Source organism: Blastococcus sp. SYSU DS1021 (assembly GCF_054050995.1).
In genome coordinates this window covers 14,359-32,736 of record NZ_JBJHAL010000022.1, presented here as the reverse complement: position 1 = coordinate 32,736, position 18,378 = coordinate 14,359, and the positions used below count along the sequence as shown (strand labels likewise).

Below are 18,378 nucleotides of genomic sequence, written 5' to 3'. Positions count from 1 at the left end.
GTCAGCCCCCGCGACGCACGCGGAGCCGGTGCAACGCCTCCTCGAGCAGGGCGTCGCCGTCGGCGTCGCTGCGCCGTTCCCGCACGTACGCCAGGTGCGTCTTGTAGGGCTCGATCCGGGGCGCCGGCGGCGGGGCGGTGCGGTCCTGCCCGGCCGGCAGCCCGCAGCGCGGGCAGTCCCACAGCTCGGGCACCTCGGCCTCGCTCGCGAGCACCACGCGGGTCTCGTGCCCGTTGGCGCACCAGAAGGGGATCCGGCGCCGGGGCGCGGACTCCCCGCGTTCCACCTCGCCGACCGGACCCGCCCCGACCCGGGTGCCCCGGATCGCATTCCCACCAGCCACGTGTGCCCCCTGATCGTCGGTCCGGGTTGCGGCGACGCCGACCACCGCGGGGGAAGTCTAGGGCTTGACGGGGCGCTTCCCGGTCACGATTGCGTGCCGGTTGTGATTCAGCGCACGGGGCGTGCGGTTAGGGATTGACCTTGATCAGGATGCCCAGTGCCACGATGCAGACGGTCCAGATGAGGGCGGTGAGCACGGTCAGCCGGTTGAGGTTCTTCTCCACCACCGACGACCCGGACAGCGAGGAGGACACCGAGCCCCCGAACATCGAGGAGAGCCCGCCCCCCTTGCCGCGGTGCAGCAGGATCAGCACCACCAGCAGCAGGCTGCTGAGGACCAGCAGCACGTTGAGGAACAGCTCCATTGACCTCTCCGGAAGTATCGGCGACCGGCGACGGACGCCAGTTCTCGGTTCGAGCGTAGCCGACGGGGCCGGGTGGTCCGGTCAGCCCTGCCGGCGCCGACCCGCGGCTGTCATCGGACGCCTGCAGTGGCGACGTCGTAGCCGTCGTACGGCCGCATGACCAGGCCGTTGCGCAGCCGCTGCCCCGCCAGGAGCTGGATGCGCGTCTCGACCAGCGGGACGTAGGCGGCTCGAGCCAGCGCCGCCTCGGCCACCTCCGCCCACGTCACCTCCCCCGCCTTCGCCCGGTCGACCAGGGCGTTGACCTCCGGGTCGTCCAGCCGGGCGTGATTGGGATTGCCCACCCGGGCGATGCTGCGCCCGTCGACGAGGGGGACGAGGAAGGACCCGGCCGTCGGGAAGTCCGCGGTCCGGGTGGCCAGCACGAGCCCGTACCCGCTGCGGGCCACGTTGTCCGGGTTGCCGACGTCGGTCGCGTAGAAGGTCGCCGGGTCCAGCGGGCGGACCTCGACGTCGATCCCGATCTCGCCCAGCTGGCCGGCGATCTCCTCGGCGACGTCGACGCTGCTGCGCACGTCGGGCACGGCGAGGACGGTGGCGAACCCGTCGGGCTGCCCGCACTCGGCCAGGGCGGCCCGGGCGGCATCCAGGTCCGGGCCGTCGTCGCCCCCTCCCGGCCCGTCGGGCAACGCCCGTGGCCACAGCTGGTTGCTGCGCACCGCGTCGACGGCACCGCCGAGTGCGGACTGGACGGCACGCCGGTCGATGGCCGCGGCGACGGCGGCCCGGCAGGCGGCGTCGTCCATCGGCGCGACGTCGGTGGGCAGCGCGAGCAGACGCACGGCGCCGGTGGTGACGTCGTCGACCCGGTCCAGCAGCTGCTCGCCGTCGTCCCCGGCGAGGCGGGCCGTCGTCGCAGGCATCACCCCGGTGCCCGAGATGTCGATGTCGGCGGAGCCGGCGAGCAGCGCCTGGTCCCGCGCCAGCCCCGAGAGGTCCGTGCGCACGACCACGTTGTCGGGCAGGGCCGTCCGCACCTGGTCGGTGGCCGGGTCCCACTCCGGGTTCCGCTCCAGCAGGATGCCCGTCTGCGGGTCGACCGAGGAGATGGCGTACGGCCCGGAGGACACCGGGTCGTCGCCGTACGCACCGCGGGTGTCGGCCTCCGCCGGTACCGGGCTGGCCGACGGCAGCGCCAGCACGTACGGCAGGTCAGGTTGCGGGGCGCGCAGCTGGAAGACGATCGTGCGGTCGTCGGGCGTCTCGATCGAGGTCAGGTCGGGGTCGTCCTCGTCGGTGGAGTACGGCCCCGGGTAGGGGTTGGCGGGGTCGTCCAGCAGGCCCACGAGGTAGGTGGGGCCCCCGACGATCACGTCGGAGGCGAACGAACGCTGGATGCCGTACTTCACGTCGGCGCTGGTGATGGGCCGGCCGTTCTCGAAGCGGACGCCGTCCTTGAGGGTGAAGGTCCAGCGCAACCCGTCCTCGGACACGGCGCCCAGGTCGGTGGCCAGGTCCGGGACGAGTTCGCCGGTCTCCCCCGGCGCGCTGGCGAACGTGACGAGGGTGCGGGCGTACAGCCGCATGAGGTTCCACACCCCCGGCAGGTAGGAGCGCTGCGGGTCCAGGCTGTCGATGGACGGGGCGACCACCCGGAGCGTGCCGCCGCGCTCGTCCGACGGCGACCGGACACCCTCGATGCCGGCGTCGGGTCCGTCGGCGAGCACCGGCACGTCGGCCCGGCCGCCCGCGCCACCCAGGCAGCTGACCGCGAGGACGGCGACCAGCAGGATCACCGCCGCGGCCGCGAGCAGGCGTCGCGGGGACCAGTCCCGGGCCCACGGCGGGAGCCGGTCGGTCACCCGCTCCAGCGTCGAAGGCTCCACCTGCTGCCCGTCCCCTTCCGTCTGCGGCCGGGGACGGGCAGCAGGGTTCAGCTACCGCCGGCGATCCGGCAGATCTGCGCGAACTCGTCGGCGTCCAGGCTGGCCCCACCGACGAGTGCGCCGTCGATGTCCGCCCCGGCCAGGATCCCGGCCGTGTTGGCGGCCTTCACCGACCCGCCGTAGAGGATACGGACGCCGGCGCCGGTCTCGGTGCCGAAGCGCTCGGCGAGCCGCGCCCGCAGGGCACCGCACACCTCCTGCGCGTCCTCCGGGGTGGCCACCTCGCCGGTGCCGATGGCCCACACCGGCTCGTAGGCGACCACGAGCCCGCTCACCTGCTCGGCGGTCAGGCCCTCGAGCGCGGCGTCCAGCTGCCGGGTGCAGTGCGCGACGTGGTCGCCGGCCTGGCGGACGTCGAGCCCCTCCCCCACGCACACGATCGGCACGAGCCCGTGGCGCACCGCCGCCTGCACCTTGGCGGCCACCACGGCGTCGTCCTCCGCGTGCAGCGCCCGCCGCTCGGAGTGCCCCACGGTCACGTACGTGCAGGCGAGCGCAGCGAGCATGCCCCCGCTGACCTCACCGGTGTAGGCGCCGGCGTCGTGGGCGGAGAGGTCCTGGGCTCCGTAGCCGATCGCCAGCTTGTCGCCGGCCACCAGCGTCTGCACGCTGCGCAGGGCGGTGAAGGGCGGGAGGACGACGACCTCGGTGGCGTCGAGCTCCTTCTCCTTGAGGGAGAACACGACCTTCTGGACGAGCCCGATGGCCTCCAGGTGGGTCATGTGCATCTTCCAGTTGCCGGCGATGAGCGGCCGGCGGCCCTCGCGGGGCTGGGTGCGGCGGTCGTTGCGGGCCATCTCACTCCCCCGCTCGGTCGGCCAGCACGGCGAGGCCCGGGAGCTCCCGGCCCTCCAGGTACTCCAGCGACGCACCACCGCCGGTGCTGATGTGCCCGTAGGCGTCCTCGTCGAGGCCCAGCACCCGGACAGCGGCCGCCGAGTCCCCGCCGCCCACGACCGACAAGCCGGCTACGGCGGAGACCGCCTGGGCCACCCCGCGGGTGCCCGCCTGGAAGGGAGCCAGCTCGAAGACCCCCATCGGCCCGTTCCAGAACACCGTGCGGGCGTCGCCCAGGGTGGTCCCGAAGAGCTCCACGGTGCGCGGGCCGACGTCCAGGCCCATCTGGTCGTCCGGGATGGCGTCGACCGCCACGGTGGTGGTCGGGGCGTCCGAGCTGAACTCCGGCGCGCAGACGACGTCGACCGGGAGCACGATCCGGTCGCCGGCCTCGGCCAGCAGCCGGCGGCAGGTCTCGACCTGGTCGGTCTCCAGCAGCGACTTCCCGACCCCGTGCCCCTGCGCGGCCAGGAAGGTGAAGCACATCCCGCCGCCGACGAGCAGCCGGTCCACCTTGGGCAGGAGCGCCTCGATCACCGCGAGCTTGTCGCTGACCTTGGAGCCACCGAGCACGACGACGTACGGCCGCTCGGGCTCGGTGGTGAGCCGGGTGAGCACCTCGAGCTCGCGGGCGACCAGCCGCCCGGCGTAGCGCGGGAGCCGCTCGGCGACGTCGAAGACCGAGGCGTGCGCCCGGTGCACAGCGCCGAAGGCGTCGTCGACGTAGACGTCGGCCAGCGTGGCGAGCCGGTCGGCGAGCGCGCCCCGCTCGGCGGTGTCCTTGGCCGTCTCGGCGGCCTCGAAGCGGACGTTCTCCAGCAGCAGGACGTCGCCGTCGCCGAGGGCGGCGGCCTTGGCCTGCGCGTCCTCGCCGGCCACGTCGGACGCCAGCGGGACCGTCGTCCCGAGCAGCTCGCCCAGGCGGGCGGCGACCGGCCCGAGCGAGAACTGCGGGTCGGGCGCGCCCTTCGGGCGGCCGAGGTGGGCGGCCACGACCACCCGCGCCCCGGCCTCCCGCAGCGCCTGGAGCGTGGGCAGGCTGGCGCGGATGCGGCCGTCGTCGGTGATCGCGCGGGTCTTCTTGTCCAGCGGGACGTTCAGGTCGGCGCGCAGGAGCACGCGCCGACCCGACACGCCTTCGGCGATGAGGTCGTCGACGGAGCGCATCAGAGGGACTTGCCCACCAGGGTGGTCAGGTCGACGAGGCGGTTGGAGTAGCCCCACTCGTTGTCGTACCAGCCGAGCACCTTGGCCATCGGCCCGAAGACCTTGGTGAGCTTGGCGTCGTAGATGCACGACGACGGGTCGGTGACGATGTCGGAGGAGACGATCGGCGCGTCCGTGTAGGTGAGGTACTTGCCGAGCGGGCCGGCGGCGGCCTCGCGGTAGGCGGCGTCGATCTCGTCGGCCGAGGCCTGCTTCGTCAGCTGGACGGTGAGGTCGGTCGCCGAGCCGGTGGGCACCGGGACGCGGATGGCGTAGCCGTCGAGCTTTCCCTTGAGCTCGGGCAGGACCAGGCCGATCGCCTTCGCCGCACCGGTGGAGGTGGGCACCATGTTGAGGGCGGCGGCGCGGGCGCGACGCAGGTCCTTGTGCGGGCCGTCCTGCAGGTTCTGGTCGGCGGTGTAGGCGTGGATGGTGGTCATCAGGCCGCGCTCGATGCCGAACGCGTCGTTGAGGACCTTGGCCAGCGGGGCCAGGCAGTTGGTGGTGCACGAGGCGTTGCTGATGATCGTCTGCGAGCCGTCGTACAGGTTGTCGTTGACGCCCATGACGATGGTGATGTCGTCGTCGGTGGCCGGCGCGGAGATGATGACCTTCTTGGCCCCACCGGCGTCGACGTGCTTGCGCGCGTCGGCGGCCTTGGTGAAGAAACCGGTGGACTCGACGACGACGTCGACGCCCAGGTCGCCCCACGGCAGGTTGGCCGGATCGCGCTCGGAGAGGACCTTCATGGTCTTCCCGCCGATCTTGATGCCCTCGCCGTCGGCGGCGACGTCCTCCTTGAGGACGCCCAGGATGCTGTCGTACTTCAGCAGGTGGGCGAGCGCCTCGTTGCTGGTGAGGTCGTTCACCGCCACGATCTCGATGTCCTGGCCGCTGGCGGCGGCGGCACGCCAGAAGTTGCGGCCGATCCGGCCGAATCCGTTGATGCCTACCCGGACCGTCACTGCAGACCTCCCATGGGAACCGTCACGTTGGCTGCCGCGCGGACCGCGCGGCCTCGCTCCGTGCAGACCCTATCGGTCGCGGCGAGACGCGGCTCCCACTCGCCCCGTTCGAGCACCCGCCCCCTGTTGATCAGGTCACCTGATCAACAGGGGTCCTGGCTCGGGGTCGACGGTGAGCCAGGACCCCGTCAGGTGAGCCAGGACCCCGTCAGGTGAGCCAAGACGCCGGGAGGTGAGTCAGGACGTCGGGCCGGCGCCCGCACGTCGACCGGCCCGCCACCCCGGGGGGCGACGGGCCGGTCGACGAAACGGTCGAGCAGTGCCGGGCGGGGCCGGGCCGCTACTGGGTCAGCATGTCGTCGGTGACGACCGACTCCGTGTCGGGGATGCCGAGATCCTTGGCCCGCTTGTCGGCCATGGCCAGCAGACGCCTGATGCGGCCGGCGACCGCGTCCTTGGTCATCGGCGGGTCGGCCCGCTGCCCGAGCTCCTCCAGCGAGGCCTGACCGAACTCCAGGCGGAGCCGGCCGGCGACGAGGAGGTGCTCCGGAGCGTCCTCCCCGAGGATCTGCAGGGCCCGCTCGACCCGGGCGCTGGCGGCGACGGCGGCCCGCGCCGAGCGGCGCAGGTTGGCGTCGTCGAAGTTGGCCAGGCGGTTGGCGGTGGCCCGGACCTCCCGGCGCATCCGCCGCTCCTCCCAGGCGAGCACCGCGTCGTGGGCGCCCATGCGGGTGAGCAGCGCGCTGATCGCGTCGCCGTCCCGGACGACGACCCGGTCGGCCCCGCGCACCTCGCGGGCCTTGGCGGCGATGCCCAGGCGGCGAGCGGCTCCGACGAGGGCCATCGCCGCCTCCGGGCCGGGGCAGGTGACCTCCAGAGAGGAGGAGCGGCCGGGCTCGGTCAGGGAACCGTGGGCGAGGAAGGCTCCGCGCCAGGCGGCCTCGGCGTCGTTGATGCTGCCGGACACGACCGCCGGGGGCAGGCCCCGGACCGGGCGTCCGCGCTGGTCGACCAGGCCGGTCTGGCGGGCCAGACCTTCGCCGTGCTTGGCGATGCGGACCAGGTAGCGCACGCCGCGGCGGATGTTGCCGCCGGCGAGCACGCTCACCCCGCTGGTGTAGCCGTAGACCTCGCTGATGTCCCGCCGCAGCCGCCGGGCGACCGAGCCGGTGTCCAGCTCGGCCTCGATGACCACGCGACCACCGACGATGTGCAGGCCACCGGAGAACCGCAGCAGCGCGGTCACCTCGGCCTTGCGCTCGGAGGTCTTCGTGCACTCCACCCTGGAGAGCTCGTCCTTCACCATCGCGGTCATCGCCACGCCGTCCACCCCCACGTTCCCCCGGGGTTTGCCGCCCCCGCAGTCCGGGTCAGCGTCATCTACGCCGTCCCCTCTCCCCCTCGTGCCGGCCGGTCGACCGTCCACCTGGTACCCGCTCGCACACCGCTATTCGTTCACCGCAGCCCGACCACGGAGGCCAGCGCCGCGGACAGCCGCACCGGGTCGTGCCGCGGCGCGCCGTCCGGCTCGGCGACCGGCGCCAGCAGCAGCTCCGCGCCGCACCCGCGGACCGCCTCAAGCAGACCACGGCGGTCAACCACCGATTCCACGTCCGCGATCACGGTGTGCAACGCCACTCCGTCCAGATGGACCTGCAACACGGACAGGTGCTCCTCCGGGGAGAAGCCGTCCGTCTCGCCGGGCTGCGGTTCCAGGTTCAGCACCACCACCACCCGTGCCCGGGTCGCCGCCAGGGCGGCACGGAGCCGGGGCACGAGCAGGTGCGGCAGCACCGAGGTGTACCAGGAGCCGGGCCCGAGCGAGACCACGTCCGCCGCGGCGATCGCCTCGAGCACCGCGGGGTGCACCACCGGATCGGCCGGGGCGAGCCGGATCTCGCGGACCCGGCCCGGGGTCGCCGCGATCGCCACCTGCCCGCGGATGGTGCGCACGCGGGCCGGGTCGTCCGGGTCGGCGGTCTCCACCCGGGCGACCAGGTCCAGTGGCTCGTCGGCCATGGGCAGCACCCGGCCGGCGGCACCGACGAGCGAGCAGAGCTCGTCGAGGGCCCGGACGGTGTCACCGCCGAACATCTCCGTCAGCCCGGTCAGGAGCAGGTTGCCGACCGGGTGGCCGGCCAGGACACCGCTGCCACCGAAACGGTGCTGGAACAGCGTGGCGAGGGTCTGCTCGCGCTCGGCCTCACCCGCGAGCGCGGCCAGCGCCATGCGCAGGTCGCCGGGCGGCAGCACCGGCATCTCCCGCCGGATCCGCCCGGAGGAGCCGCCGTCGTCGGCCACCGTCACCACGGCGGTCAGCGCCGGGGTGATCCGGCGCCAGGCAGCCAGCGCAGCCGCCAGGCCGTGCCCGCCGCCGAAGGCGACCACCCGGGGCGCTCGTCCCGGGACCGTCGGCCCTGCCACTACTCGCGCCCCAGGTCGCGGTGCCGGGCCACGGCGGCGATGCCCTCGGCGCCCAGCCGCCGGGCGAACTCCTCGGCGATCGCCACGCTGCGGTGCTTCCCGCCGGTGCAGCCGACCGCGAGCGTCAGGTAGCGCTTGCCCTCGCGGCGGTAGCCGGGCAGCAGCAGCCGCAGCACCTCGCCGTACCGGTCCAGGAAGTTGGCGGCGTCCTGCTGCCCGAGCACGTAGTCGCGGACGTCGGCGTCGCGCCCGGTGTGCCCCCGCAGCTCCGGCACCCAGTGCGGGTTCGGCAGGAAGCGGGCGTCCACCACGAGGTCGGCGTCCAGCGGCAGCCCGTACTTGAAGCCGAAGCTCATCACCGTCGCGGTGAGGGGCGGGGTCTGGCCGTCGCGGGCGAACGCGTTCTCCAGGGTGGCACGTAGCTGGTGGACGTTGAGATCGCTGGTGTCCACCCACAGATCGGCCTCGCCGGCGATGCCGGTGAGCAGCGCGCGTTCGGCGGTGATCCCGTCGATGAGCGTGCCGTTCCCCTGCAGCGGGTGCTCCCGACGGACGGACTCGTAGCGCCGGACCAGCACCTCGTCGCGGGCGTGCACGTACACCACCCGGGGCCGGTGCCCGGCCTCGGAGAGGACCCGGATGGCCTCCTGCAGGTCGCTGGAGAAGGCCCGGCTGCGGACGTCGACGACGGCGGCGAACCGGCGCAGGTCCCCGCGGGCGCCCAGCTCCACCATCGGCAGCAGCAGCGCCGGCGGCAGGTTGTCCACGACGAACCAGCCGAGATCCTCGAGCACCCGGCCGGCGCTGTTCTTCCCGGCGCCCGAGAGCCCGGTGACGACGACGACCTCGAGTGGCTGGGTCTCCGTGCTCGCCGGGTCCATCGCCGGCGAGACGTCGTTCTGGGGCCCCACCGGGGGCGTGGTGCCGGGCCCCTGGGCCGGCGCCTCGGCCTCCCTGCCGGCGTCCGCGGTCACGAGGCCACCCGGCCGACCTCGGCGGTGTTCCCGGAGCCGGCGCGCGGGACGCCCTGCTCGGCCGGGCCCTGGGGCGCGAGGGTGGTCTCCGCCGCCGGCGGCTTCCCCTCCTCGGGCGCCGGCACCGGTTCGGCCACCGCCATCTGCACCGCCTCCGCCGTCCGCCGGCCGATGCCGGGTACCGCCATGAGCTCCTCCACTGTCGCGGCCCGCAACCGTTTGAGCGAGCCGAACTGCTTCATCAACGCCTTGCGACGCGTCTCCCCGAGCCCGGGGACGTCGTCCAGGAGGGAGACCAGCATGCCGGTGGACCGCTTCTGCCGGTGGTAGGTGATGGCGAAGCGGTGGGCCTCGTCGCGCACCCGCTGCAGCAGGTAGAGCGCCTCCGAGGTGCGCGGCAGGATCACCGGGTCGCTCTCCCCCGGCAGCCACACCTCCTCCATGCGCTTGGCCAGCCCGCAGACGGCGACGTCGACGATGCCGAGCTCGTCCAGCGAGCGCGCGGCCGCGGCCACCTGGGGAGCACCGCCGTCGACCACCAGCAGGTTCGGCGGGTAGGCGAACCGGCGGGGGCGCCCCTCCTCGGCGGCGATCCCCTGCTCGTCCCGGCGGTCGGCCTCGTCCTTGAGGTGCCGGGCGAAGCGGCGGCGGACCACCTCGGCCATGGCCGCGGTGTCGTCGGTGCCCTCGGTGACGGAGAACCGGCGGTAGTCGGACTTCTTCGCCAGCCCGTCCTCGAAGACGACCATCGAGGCCACCACGTTGGTGCCCTGGACGTGGCTGATGTCGATGCACTCGATCCGCAGCGGTGCGTCGGGCAGCTCGAGCGCCTCCTGGAGCTCCGACAGCGCGAGCGAGCGAGCGGTCAGGTCACTGGACCGCTTCACCCGGTGCCGGGCGAACGCCTCCTTGGCGTTGCGCTCGACGGTCTCCATGAGGCTGCGCTTGTCGCCCCGTTGCGGCACGCGCAGTGAGACCCGGCCGCCGCGGAGCTCCTCGAGCAGCTCGACGTAGACGTCGGCGTCGTCGGGCAGCTCGGGGACGAGCACCTCGCGCGGGACGGCCTCGCCGGCCTCACCGACGCCGGTCTCCTCGTCGACCCCGCCGTACACCTGGAGGAGGAACTGCTCCACCAGTTCGCCGGTGGTGACGTCCTCGACCTTGTCGATGATCCAGCCCCGCTGCCCGCGCACCCGCCCGCCGCGGACGTGGAAGACCTGGACGGCCGCCTCGAGCTCGTCCTGGGCGAAGGCGACGACGTCGGCGTCGGTGCCGTCGCCGAGGACGACGGCCTGCTTCTCCATCGCCCGCTTGAGCGCTCCGATGTCGTCGCGGAGCCGGGCGGCCTTCTCGTACTCCATCGCCTCGGCGGCCTCACCCATCTCCCGCTCGAGCCGCTTGATCATCGAGTCGGTGCGCCCGGCCATGAAGTCGCAGAAGTCGTCGACGATCCGCCGGTGCTCCTCGGCGCTCACCCGGCCCACGCACGGGGCGGCGCACTTGCCGATGTAGCCCAGCAGGCAGGGCCGGCCGATCTGGCCGGCGCGCTTGAAGACGCCGGTGGAGCAGGTCCGTGTCGGGAAGACGCGGGTCAGCGTGTCGAGGGTCTCGCGGATCGCCCAGGCGTGGGCGTAGGGGCCGAAGTAGCGGACGCCCTTCTTCTTGGGCCCGCGCATGACCTGCAGCCTCGGGTACTCCTCGTTCAGCGTCACGGCGAGGCTCGGGTAGCTCTTGTCGTCGCGGTAGCGGACGTTGAAGCGGGGGTCGAACTCCTTGATCCAGTTGTACTCGAGCTGGAGCGCCTCGACCTCGGTGCCGACGACGGTCCACTCCACGCTCGACGCCGTCGTCACCATCTGGCGCGTGCGCGGGTGCAGGCCCGCGACGTCGGCGAAGTAGCTGTTCAGCCGCTGCCGGAGGCTCTTGGCCTTGCCCACGTAGATGACCCGGCCGTTCGGGTCACGGAACTTGTAGACCCCCGGGGACTCCGGGATGGAGCCGACCGCCGGGCGGTACGTGGAGGGGTCGGCCATGCCTCCACACTAGGTCGCCGCACCGACACGTCGTCAGCGAGCGCACCCGTCCGTCACAACCGCCCCAGCGGTTGCGGGCAGGCGTCGAGCCCGGTCCAGCGCCAGCGCGCCGCACCGGGCTCGGGGACGCCGGCTCAGACGACCGGGCGGGACCGCCAGGGCGCGTGGGCGGCGAGCCCGGTAGTCGCGCGCTGGGCGAGGTGAACCGCCCGCCGCGCCAGCACCAGGGCCGACACGGCTCCCGCACCGCCGGCCGCGACCGTCATCACGCCCGACGCCCCACCGGTGAGGACGGACGCGGACAAGGCCAGCACAGCGAGCAGGACGATCGTCGACCGCACTCCCCCGCCGGACACGGGCGAGCCGCAGTTCGAGAGATCGGGGTCGCAGTCGGGCGTCAGCGCACTCATCGCTGTCCTCCTCCGAGGGACTCCGCCACGCTGCTCGAATGCTCTACGTGACGTCGGTCACAACGAGAGTACGGCGGTCGGGCTTCCCGCTCAACCCCCGTGGCCTCCACCCCCCGGTCCGGCGGCCCCGCGGTCCGGCGGCCCGGGGGTGCGCCGACCCCACGCAGCACGCCCACGCGCGATCCGCCACGGCGCCCGACCAGCACGCCGAGCAGCGCCGCGTGGTTCGGCGATCGCGGCACCGGGCAGGCGTGCCGGGTGGCCCGGAACGACGACCGGAAGAGGTGACCGATGATCCCGACCCTCCCCGCGCCCGACAGCTCGCTGGCCCTGCTGCGCGACGGCTACGCCTTCATCTCCCGGCGCTGTGACCAGCTCGATACGGACGCCTTCCGCACCCGGTTGCTGCTGCAGCCGGCGGTCTGCATGCGCGGTGCCGAGGCGGCCCGGATCTTCTACAGCGGTGAGCGCTTCACCCGGACGGGGGCGTTCCCCTCGTCGGTGCTGCGCCTGCTCCAGGACGAGGGCAGCGTGCAGGCGCTGGACGGCGAACCGCACCGCCACCGCAAGGACATGTTCCTCAGCGTGCTCCAGGGCACCGGCAGCGAGGCGATCACCGAGCGGCTCGCCGACGAGTGGCGCCGCGCCGTCCCCCGCTGGCAGCGGGCCGGTCGCGTCGCGCTGCACGACGCGGTGAACGAGGTGCTGACCCGTGTGGCGGCGGGCTGGGCCGGGCTGCCGATGAGCGAGCGCGACGTGCGCCTGCGCACCCGGGAGATGTCGGCGATGGTCGACCACGCCGGTGACCTGGGGCCACGGAACTGGCTGGCCAGGGTGCTGCGCAACCGCTCGGAGCGGTGGGCGCGGGACCTCGTCGAGCGCACCCGCCGCGGCGCCCTGCAGCCGCCGGCCGGCAGCGCGCTGGCCGTGATCGCCGCCCATCGCGACACCGCCGGGGAGCCGCTCACCCTGCCGGCTGCCGGGGTGGAGCTGCTCAACGTCCTGCGGCCCATCGTCGCCGTCAGCCGGTACGTCGTCTTCGCGGCGATGGCGCTGCTGCGTCACCCGTCCTGGTACGACACCTTCGCCGACGGTGACGAGACCGACCTCATGGCCTTCGTCGACGAGGTCCGCCGGTACTACCCGTTCTTCCCGTTGATCGGCGGGCGGGTGCGCCGGCCGTTCACCTGGCAGGGGCACGACTTCCAGGTGGGCCTGCGGGTGCTGCTGGACCTGTACGGCACCAACCACGATCCGCGGCTGTGGCCGGACCCCGAGGCGTTCCGCCCCGAGCGGTTCCGCGACTGGGAGGGCGATGCCTACACGCTGGTGCCGCAGGGCGCGGGCGAGTACGGGGACGACCACCGCTGCCCCGGCGAGCCGATGACCCGGCTGCTCATCGCCGAGGCGATCCGCCAGCTGACCCGGTCGATGCGCTACCGGGTGGGGGTCCAGGACCTCAGCGTCAGCCTGCGCCGGCTGCCGACGCTGCCGGCCTCCGGCTTCGTCATCTCCGACGTCCGGCCGCTGCCGACGGCGGTTCCGGCCGCGGGCTGAAGCCGCCCGCGACGTCGACGGCCCGGGCCCCGGCGTGCGGGCGCGGGCCGTCGACGTCCACCGGTCAGCTGGCCTTCTTGCGCGCCCGCTTCTTCACCGGGCCGGCCGCCGCCGCGGCGACGGCGTCGGCGTCCAGCAACGGCACGAGGTATCGGCCGGTGTGGCTCTCCGGGACCGAGGCGACGAACTCCGGCGTGCCCTCCGCGACGACCATGCCGCCGCGGAAGCCCCCCTCGGGCCCCATGTCGACCAGCCAGTCGGCGCTCTTGATGACGTCGAGGTTGTGCTCGATCACGAGCACCGAGTTGCCCTTGTCCACCAGCCCCTGGAGGACCAGCAGCAGCTTGCGGATGTCCTCGAAGTGCAGACCGGTGGTGGGCTCGTCGAGGACGTAGATGCTGCGCCCGTTGGACCGCTTCTGCAGCTCGCTCGCGAGCTTCACCCGCTGCGCCTCACCACCGGAGAGCGTGGTCGCCGGCTGGCCGAGCCGGACGTAGCCCAGGCCGACGTCGGTGAGCGTGCGCAGGTACCGGGCGATGGCCGGGATGGCGGCGAAGAAGTCCGCCGCCTCCTCGATCGGCATGTCGAGGACCTCGGACACCGTCTTGCCCTTGTAGTGCACCTCGAGGGTCTCCCGGTTGAACCGGGCGCCCTTGCACACCTCGCACGGCACGTAGACGTCGGGCAGGAAGTTCATCTCGATCTTCAGCGTGCCGTCGCCCGAGCAGGCCTCGCAGCGGCCGCCCTTCACGTTGAAGGAGAACCGGCCCGGCAGGTAGCCGCGGACCTTCGCCTCCGAGGTCTGGGCGAACAGCTTGCGCACGTGGTCCCAGACGCCGGTGTAGGTGGCCGGGTTCGAGCGCGGGGTGCGGCCGATCGGCGACTGGTCGACGTGCACGACCTTGTCCAGGTGCTCCAGCCCGGTGACCGTGCGGTGCCGGCCGGGCACCAGTCGCGCCCGGTTCAGCTCGTTGGCCAGGACGCTGTAGAGGATGTCGTTGACCAGGCTGGACTTGCCCGACCCGGAGACGCCGGTGACGGCGACGAGCATGCCGAGCGGGAAGGTGACGTCGACACCCCGCAGGTTGTTCTCGCGGGCGCCCTTCACCACCAGCTCGCGCCCCGGGGTCCGCTCGCGGCGTTTCGCCGGGACGGTGATCTCCTTGCGCCCGGACAGGTACTGGCCGGTCAGCGACCGCTCGCTGGCGAGCAGGTCCTCGACCGTGCCGCTGACCACCACCTCGCCGCCGTGCTCACCGGCTCCCGGGCCGATGTCGACCACCCAGTCGGCGGTCTTGATGGTGTCCTCGTCGTGCTCGACGACGATCAGCGTGTTGCCCATGTCGCGCAGCCGCACGAGGGTCTCGATGAGCTTGGTGTTGTCCCGCTGGTGCAGCCCGATCGACGGCTCGTCCAGCACGTAGAGGACACCGACGAGGCCGGATCCGATCTGGGTGGCCAGCCGGATGCGCTGCGCCTCACCGCCGGCCAGGGTGGCGGCCGGGCGGTCGAGGGAGAGGTAGTCCAGCCCGACGTCGACGAGGAAGGACAGCCGGGCCTGGATCTCGCGCAGCACGCGATCGGCGATCGCCTTCTCCCGCTCCCCGAGCTCCAGCGCGCCGAGCCACTGCGACGCCTCGCCGATGGAGAGGTTGGTGACCTCGGCGATGGAGCGGCCGTTGAGCTTCACCGCGAGGATCTCCGGCTTGAGCCGGGTGCCGTGGCAGACGGGACAGGGCACGTCGCGCATGTAGCCCTCGTACTTGTCCCGCATGTAGTCGCTGTCGGTGTCGTCGTGCCGGCGCTCCAGGAACGGCAGGACACCCTCGAAGGCGGCGTAGTAGCTGCGCTCGCGGCCGTACCGGTTCTTGTAGCGCACGTGCACCTGGTCGGGCGAGCCGTGCAGGATCGCCTTCTGCACCTTGGCCGGCAGCCGCTCCCACGGATCGTCCATCGAGAAGCCGATCTGCTGAGAGAGACCGGTCAGCAGTCGGGTGAAGTACTCGTTGCTCATCGAGCTCGACCACGGGGCGATCGCGCCCTGGTTGAGGCTCTTGCCGGGATCCGGCACGACGAGCTCGGGGTCGACCTCCTTGCGCGTGCCGATCCCGGTGCACTCGCCGCAGGCGCCGAAGGGCGAGTTGAAGGAGAACGAGCGCGGCTCGAGCGCCTCGAACGACAGCCCGTCGTCGACGCAGGCCAGGTGCTCGGAGAAGGTGCGCTCGCGCGCGGGGTCACCCTCCGGCAGGTCGACGAAGTCCAGGACGACCAGCCCCCCGGCCAGCCCGAGCGCGGTCTCCACCGAGTCGGTGAGCCGGCGCTTGGCGCTCTCCTTCACCGTGAGCCGGTCGACGATCACCTCGATGCTGTGCTTCTCCTGCTTCTTCAGCGCCGGCGGTTCGGTGAGCGGGTGCACGGTGCCGTCGACGCGGACGCGGGAGAACCCCTGGGTCTGCAGCGAGCTGAACAGGTCCACGTACTCGCCCTTGCGCGCCCGCACGACGGGGGCGAGCACCTGGAAGCGGGTGCCCTCCTCCATCGCCAGCACCTGGTCGACGATCTGCTGCGGGGTCTGCCGCGAGATCGGCTTGCCGCAGTTCGGGCAGTGCGGCTGCCCGGCCCGCGCGTACAGCAGCCGCAGGTAGTCGTAGACCTCGGTGATGGTGCCGACGGTCGACCGGGGGTTTCGGTTGGTCGACTTCTGGTCGATCGACACCGCCGGCGAGAGCCCCTCGATGAAGTCGACGTCGGGCTTGTCCATCTGGCCGAGGAACTGGCGGGCGTAGGCCGACAGCGACTCGACGTACCGCCGCTGCCCCTCGGCGAAGATCGTGTCGAAGGCGAGGCTGGACTTGCCCGACCCCGACAGCCCCGTGAAGACGATGAGCGCGTCACGGGGGAGGTCGATGTGGACGTCCTTGAGGTTGTGCTCGCGGGCGCCGCGGACGACGAGCCGGTCCATGTGATCCCTGTCGGTCGCTGGTGGGTGGTGCGGTGGTGGCCTGGACGGCGGCGGTCGTGGTCCGATCGCGGCCCAGCCCGTGCAACTCCGGCGCGGCCCGCGGTCGTCCACCCGGCGCTGTGAGTTGCGCCCGGTCACCGGGCGGCCGCTGCGCGCTCGGGCTCAGGCCGGCGTCGCGGTGGGGTCGAAGACGGGCGCGTACCGGCGCCAGGGCCGACGGGACTCCAGCTCGCCGGCGATCCAGAGTAGCCGCTCCTCGGCACCCGGCGGCCCGACGAACTGGACCGGCACGGGGGGCCCGCCCGGCCGGGCGCCGGCCGGCAGGACCGCGGCCGGGATGCCCGCGAGGTTCCAGGCCGCCGTCCACGGGGACCAGCGCGCGTTGGCCGTGAGGTTGGCCAGGAAGGACCGCTCGTGCCAGGGCCGGGCGGGCAGCGGCGGACCGGTGGTGACCGGCGTGAGCAGCAGGTCGACGTCGTCGAAGAAGCGCTCCATCCGCTCCCGGAACCGCTCCTGCGTCCGGGGCCGCACCAGCCCGAGCCGGCGCACCAGCCTGCCGACGCGGGCGTGCGTGCGGCTGCGGGGCTGCAGCCGCGCACGGTCGATGCCGAGGAACTCCGCGTCGTCCTCCGCCCCGGCCATCCACCGCGCGAGCGCGCCGGCCGCGGCGGCCGGGGTGACCGGCGGGTTCCGGCGCACCACCGTGTGCCCGGCCGCCCGCAGCTGGTTCACCACGGCGTCGACCGCCGCGCGGGTGGCCTCGTCCGCGCCGACGCCGGGGAGCGGCGACCGGGTGCTGACGGCGATCCGGAGCGGACGTCCGGGCGCGGCCGGGGCCGTGGGCCGCTCCCCCGCCAGCACGGCGTGCGCGACCGCGAGGTCGGCGACCGTGGTGGCCAGCGCGCCGTTGACGGCCATGCCCGACCAGTCGTCGGCGCCGATGCCACCCGGGACCACCCCGACGCCGGGCTTGAGCGTGACCAGCCCGCACGCCGCGGCGGGCAGCCGGAGGGAGCCCATCCCGTCGTTGCCGTGGGCGAGCGGGACGGCGCCGGAGGCCACTGCCGCCGCACTGCCGCCCGAGCTGCCCGCCGGCGAGAGGGCGGTGTCCCAGGGGTTGCGCGTGACCGTGCCCGGGCCGTCGGTGGCGGCGTACAGGCACAGCTCGGGCACCCGGGTGATGCCGACGACGACCGCGCCGGCCTTGCGCAGCCGGGTGACGATCTCGTGGTCGCGGCGCTCCGGTCCGCTCTCCCGCGCCGGGGAGCCGTCGGTGCACACCTCGCCGGCCACCGGCACGTTGTCCTTCACCGCGACGGGCACCCCGGCCAGCGGGAGGGCGAAGCGGGTGAGGCTCGCGTCGACCGCGGCGGCCTCGGCCAGCGCCGCCTCGCGCCGGACGACGCGGAAGGCGCCGACCCGCGCGTCGACCGCCTCGATGTGGTCGAGGTGCGCGCGGACCACCTCCACCGCCGTCAGCTCGCCCGCGCGGACCCGCGCCGCGATCTCCGTCGCCGTCAGCCCGACGATCCGCGCCCCGGGCTCCTGCGGCTCGCCCCCCGCGGCCCCGCCTCCTGCAGCGTCGCCCTGAGCGGTGCCGACACCTCCGCTAGCGTCCATGACTGGACCGTAACCGCGCCCGCCGACACTTTCCGAACGGAGTCCGGATGAGCACCCCCACCTATACCGGAGACGTCACGGTGGGCGGCCCCGCCGACGTGCGCGAGCTGCCCGGGCTGACCATCAGCAAGGTCGCGGTCAGCGAGATGGCGAACAACGCCTACCTGCTCCGGTGCACCGCCACCGGCGAGGCCCTGCTGGTCGACGCCGCCGACGAGCCGGCCACCCTCCGCTCGCTGGTCGGCGACGCCGACCTGCGCACGGTCGTCACCACCCACGGGCACTGGGACCACCACCGGGCGCTGCCCGACGTCGTGCGCGAGACCGGGGCGGCGACCGTCGCCCACCCGGCCGACGCCGCCGCCCTGCCCGTTCCGGTGACGCGGCCGGCCGAGCACGGCGACACCGTGGCGGTCGGTGAGCAGACGCTCGAGGTCGTGCACCTGCGCGGGCACACGCCCGGCAGCATCGCGCTGGTCTGGCGTGGCCCCGCCGACGCGGGGGTGCACGTCTTCACCGGCGACAGCCTCTTCCCCGGCGGCGTGGGCAAGACCTGGTCGGCGGAGGACTTCGCCAGCCTGATCGACGACGTCGAGGAGCGACTGTTCGCCGTCCTCCCGGACGACGCCTGGATCTACCCCGGGCACGGGCGGGACACCACCCTCGGCGCCGAGCGCCCGCACCTGGGCGAGTGGCGCGAGCGCGGCTGGTGACCCCGCCGGTGGTTCCGGGTGCAC

15 protein-coding genes are annotated in these 18,378 nt (G+C 73.5%); 2 read left to right on the top strand and 13 right to left on the bottom strand.

Annotation, left to right across the window (positions count from 1 at the left end):
• Position 1: 1 nt before the first annotated feature.
• The 11 genes from ACI8AP_RS15880 to ACI8AP_RS15830 form a co-directional block, all read right to left on the bottom strand.
• Positions 2-343 (bottom strand): RNA polymerase-binding protein RbpA, encoded by a 342-nt coding sequence (locus tag ACI8AP_RS15880; RefSeq protein WP_456590330.1) that lies wholly within the window; start codon positions 341-343, stop codon positions 2-4.
• 127 nt (positions 344-470) lie between these two features.
• Positions 471-707: a preprotein translocase subunit SecG gene (gene secG, locus ACI8AP_RS15875; protein ID WP_456590329.1), complete on the bottom strand. Its 237-nt coding sequence runs from the start codon at positions 705-707 to the stop codon at positions 471-473.
• Between the two features lie 110 nt (positions 708-817).
• Complete coding sequence (locus ACI8AP_RS15870; protein WP_456590328.1) at positions 818-2,569, bottom strand: ABC transporter substrate-binding protein; 1,752 nt, start codon at positions 2,567-2,569, stop codon at positions 818-820.
• A gap of 71 nt (positions 2,570-2,640) precedes the next feature.
• Positions 2,641-3,450, bottom strand: a complete 810-nt coding sequence (tpiA, locus tag ACI8AP_RS15865; protein ID WP_456590327.1) for a triose-phosphate isomerase — start codon at positions 3,448-3,450, stop codon at positions 2,641-2,643.
• Position 3,451: 1 nt separating this feature from the next.
• Positions 3,452-4,657 (bottom strand): phosphoglycerate kinase, encoded by a 1,206-nt coding sequence (locus ACI8AP_RS15860; RefSeq protein ID WP_456590326.1) that lies wholly within the window; start codon positions 4,655-4,657, stop codon positions 3,452-3,454.
• The gene (gene gap / locus ACI8AP_RS15855) at positions 4,657-5,661 is read right to left on the bottom strand and encodes a type I glyceraldehyde-3-phosphate dehydrogenase (RefSeq protein WP_456590325.1); all 1,005 of its coding nucleotides are present in this window, start codon (positions 5,659-5,661) and stop codon (positions 4,657-4,659) included. Before gap ends, ACI8AP_RS15860 begins: the two co-directional genes overlap by 1 nt.
• A gap of 340 nt (positions 5,662-6,001) precedes the next feature.
• Positions 6,002-6,976 (bottom strand): DNA-binding protein WhiA, encoded by a 975-nt coding sequence (gene whiA / locus ACI8AP_RS15850; protein WP_456590378.1) that lies wholly within the window; start codon positions 6,974-6,976, stop codon positions 6,002-6,004.
• A 140-nt stretch (positions 6,977-7,116) separates the two neighbouring features.
• Positions 7,117-8,049, bottom strand: coding sequence for a gluconeogenesis factor YvcK family protein (locus tag ACI8AP_RS15845; RefSeq protein ID WP_456590324.1), 933 nt, complete (start codon positions 8,047-8,049; stop codon positions 7,117-7,119).
• 35 nt (positions 8,050-8,084) lie between these two features.
• Positions 8,085-9,059, bottom strand: coding sequence for an RNase adapter RapZ (gene rapZ / locus ACI8AP_RS15840; RefSeq protein ID WP_456590323.1), 975 nt, complete (start codon positions 9,057-9,059; stop codon positions 8,085-8,087).
• A complete protein-coding gene (gene uvrC, locus ACI8AP_RS15835; protein ID WP_456590322.1) occupies positions 9,056-11,092 on the bottom strand; it encodes an excinuclease ABC subunit UvrC in 2,037 nt (678 codons plus the stop codon). Before uvrC ends, rapZ begins: the two co-directional genes overlap by 4 nt.
• A 134-nt stretch (positions 11,093-11,226) precedes the next feature.
• Positions 11,227-11,502, bottom strand: coding sequence for a hypothetical protein (locus ACI8AP_RS15830; RefSeq protein WP_456590321.1), 276 nt, complete (start codon positions 11,500-11,502; stop codon positions 11,227-11,229).
• A 291-nt stretch (positions 11,503-11,793) separates the two neighbouring features.
• On the opposite strand from ACI8AP_RS15830, the gene ACI8AP_RS15825 reads away from it, so the two are divergent.
• Entirely contained in the window at positions 11,794-13,059 is a 1,266-nt protein-coding gene (locus tag ACI8AP_RS15825; RefSeq protein WP_456590320.1) for a cytochrome P450, read from the top strand.
• A 64-nt stretch (positions 13,060-13,123) separates the two neighbouring features.
• Here ACI8AP_RS15825 and uvrA read toward each other — a convergent pair whose 3' ends face one another.
• On the bottom strand, positions 13,124-16,021 hold the full coding sequence (gene uvrA, locus ACI8AP_RS15820) for an excinuclease ABC subunit UvrA (RefSeq protein ID WP_456590319.1): 2,898 nt from the start codon (positions 16,019-16,021) through the stop codon (positions 13,124-13,126).
• A 162-nt stretch (positions 16,022-16,183) separates the two neighbouring features.
• On the bottom strand, positions 16,184-17,641 hold the full coding sequence (locus ACI8AP_RS15815; protein ID WP_456590318.1) for an amidase: 1,458 nt from the start codon (positions 17,639-17,641) through the stop codon (positions 16,184-16,186).
• A 47-nt stretch (positions 17,642-17,688) separates the two neighbouring features.
• Here ACI8AP_RS15815 and ACI8AP_RS15810 point away from each other — a divergent pair, with 47 nt between their 5' ends.
• A complete protein-coding gene (locus tag ACI8AP_RS15810; RefSeq protein ID WP_456590317.1) occupies positions 17,689-18,354 on the top strand; it encodes an MBL fold metallo-hydrolase in 666 nt (221 codons plus the stop codon).
• Positions 18,355-18,378: the final 24 nt, after the last annotated feature.

Excerpts from the sequence above, each read along its gene's own strand:
- secG (WP_456590329.1), bottom strand. The coding sequence starts at position 707 with ATGGAGCTGTTCCTCAACGTGCTGCTGGTCCTCAGCAGCCTGCTGCTG.
- tpiA (WP_456590327.1), bottom strand. The coding sequence starts at position 3,450 with ATGGCCCGCAACGACCGCCGCACCCAGCCCCGCGAGGGCCGCCGGCCG.
- ACI8AP_RS15860 (WP_456590326.1), bottom strand. The coding sequence starts at position 4,657 with ATGCGCTCCGTCGACGACCTCATCGCCGAAGGCGTGTCGGGTCGGCGC.
- whiA (WP_456590378.1), bottom strand. The coding sequence starts at position 6,976 with ATGACCGCGATGGTGAAGGACGAGCTCTCCAGGGTGGAGTGCACGAAG.
- uvrC (WP_456590322.1), bottom strand. The coding sequence starts at position 11,092 with ATGGCCGACCCCTCCACGTACCGCCCGGCGGTCGGCTCCATCCCGGAG.
- ACI8AP_RS15830 (WP_456590321.1), bottom strand. The coding sequence starts at position 11,502 with ATGAGTGCGCTGACGCCCGACTGCGACCCCGATCTCTCGAACTGCGGC.
- ACI8AP_RS15825 (WP_456590320.1), top strand. The coding sequence starts at position 11,794 with ATGATCCCGACCCTCCCCGCGCCCGACAGCTCGCTGGCCCTGCTGCGC.
- uvrA (WP_456590319.1), bottom strand. The coding sequence starts at position 16,021 with ATGGACCGGCTCGTCGTCCGCGGCGCCCGCGAGCACAACCTCAAGGAC.
- ACI8AP_RS15815 (WP_456590318.1), bottom strand. The coding sequence starts at position 17,641 with ATGGACGCTAGCGGAGGTGTCGGCACCGCTCAGGGCGACGCTGCAGGA.
- ACI8AP_RS15810 (WP_456590317.1), top strand. The coding sequence starts at position 17,689 with ATGAGCACCCCCACCTATACCGGAGACGTCACGGTGGGCGGCCCCGCC.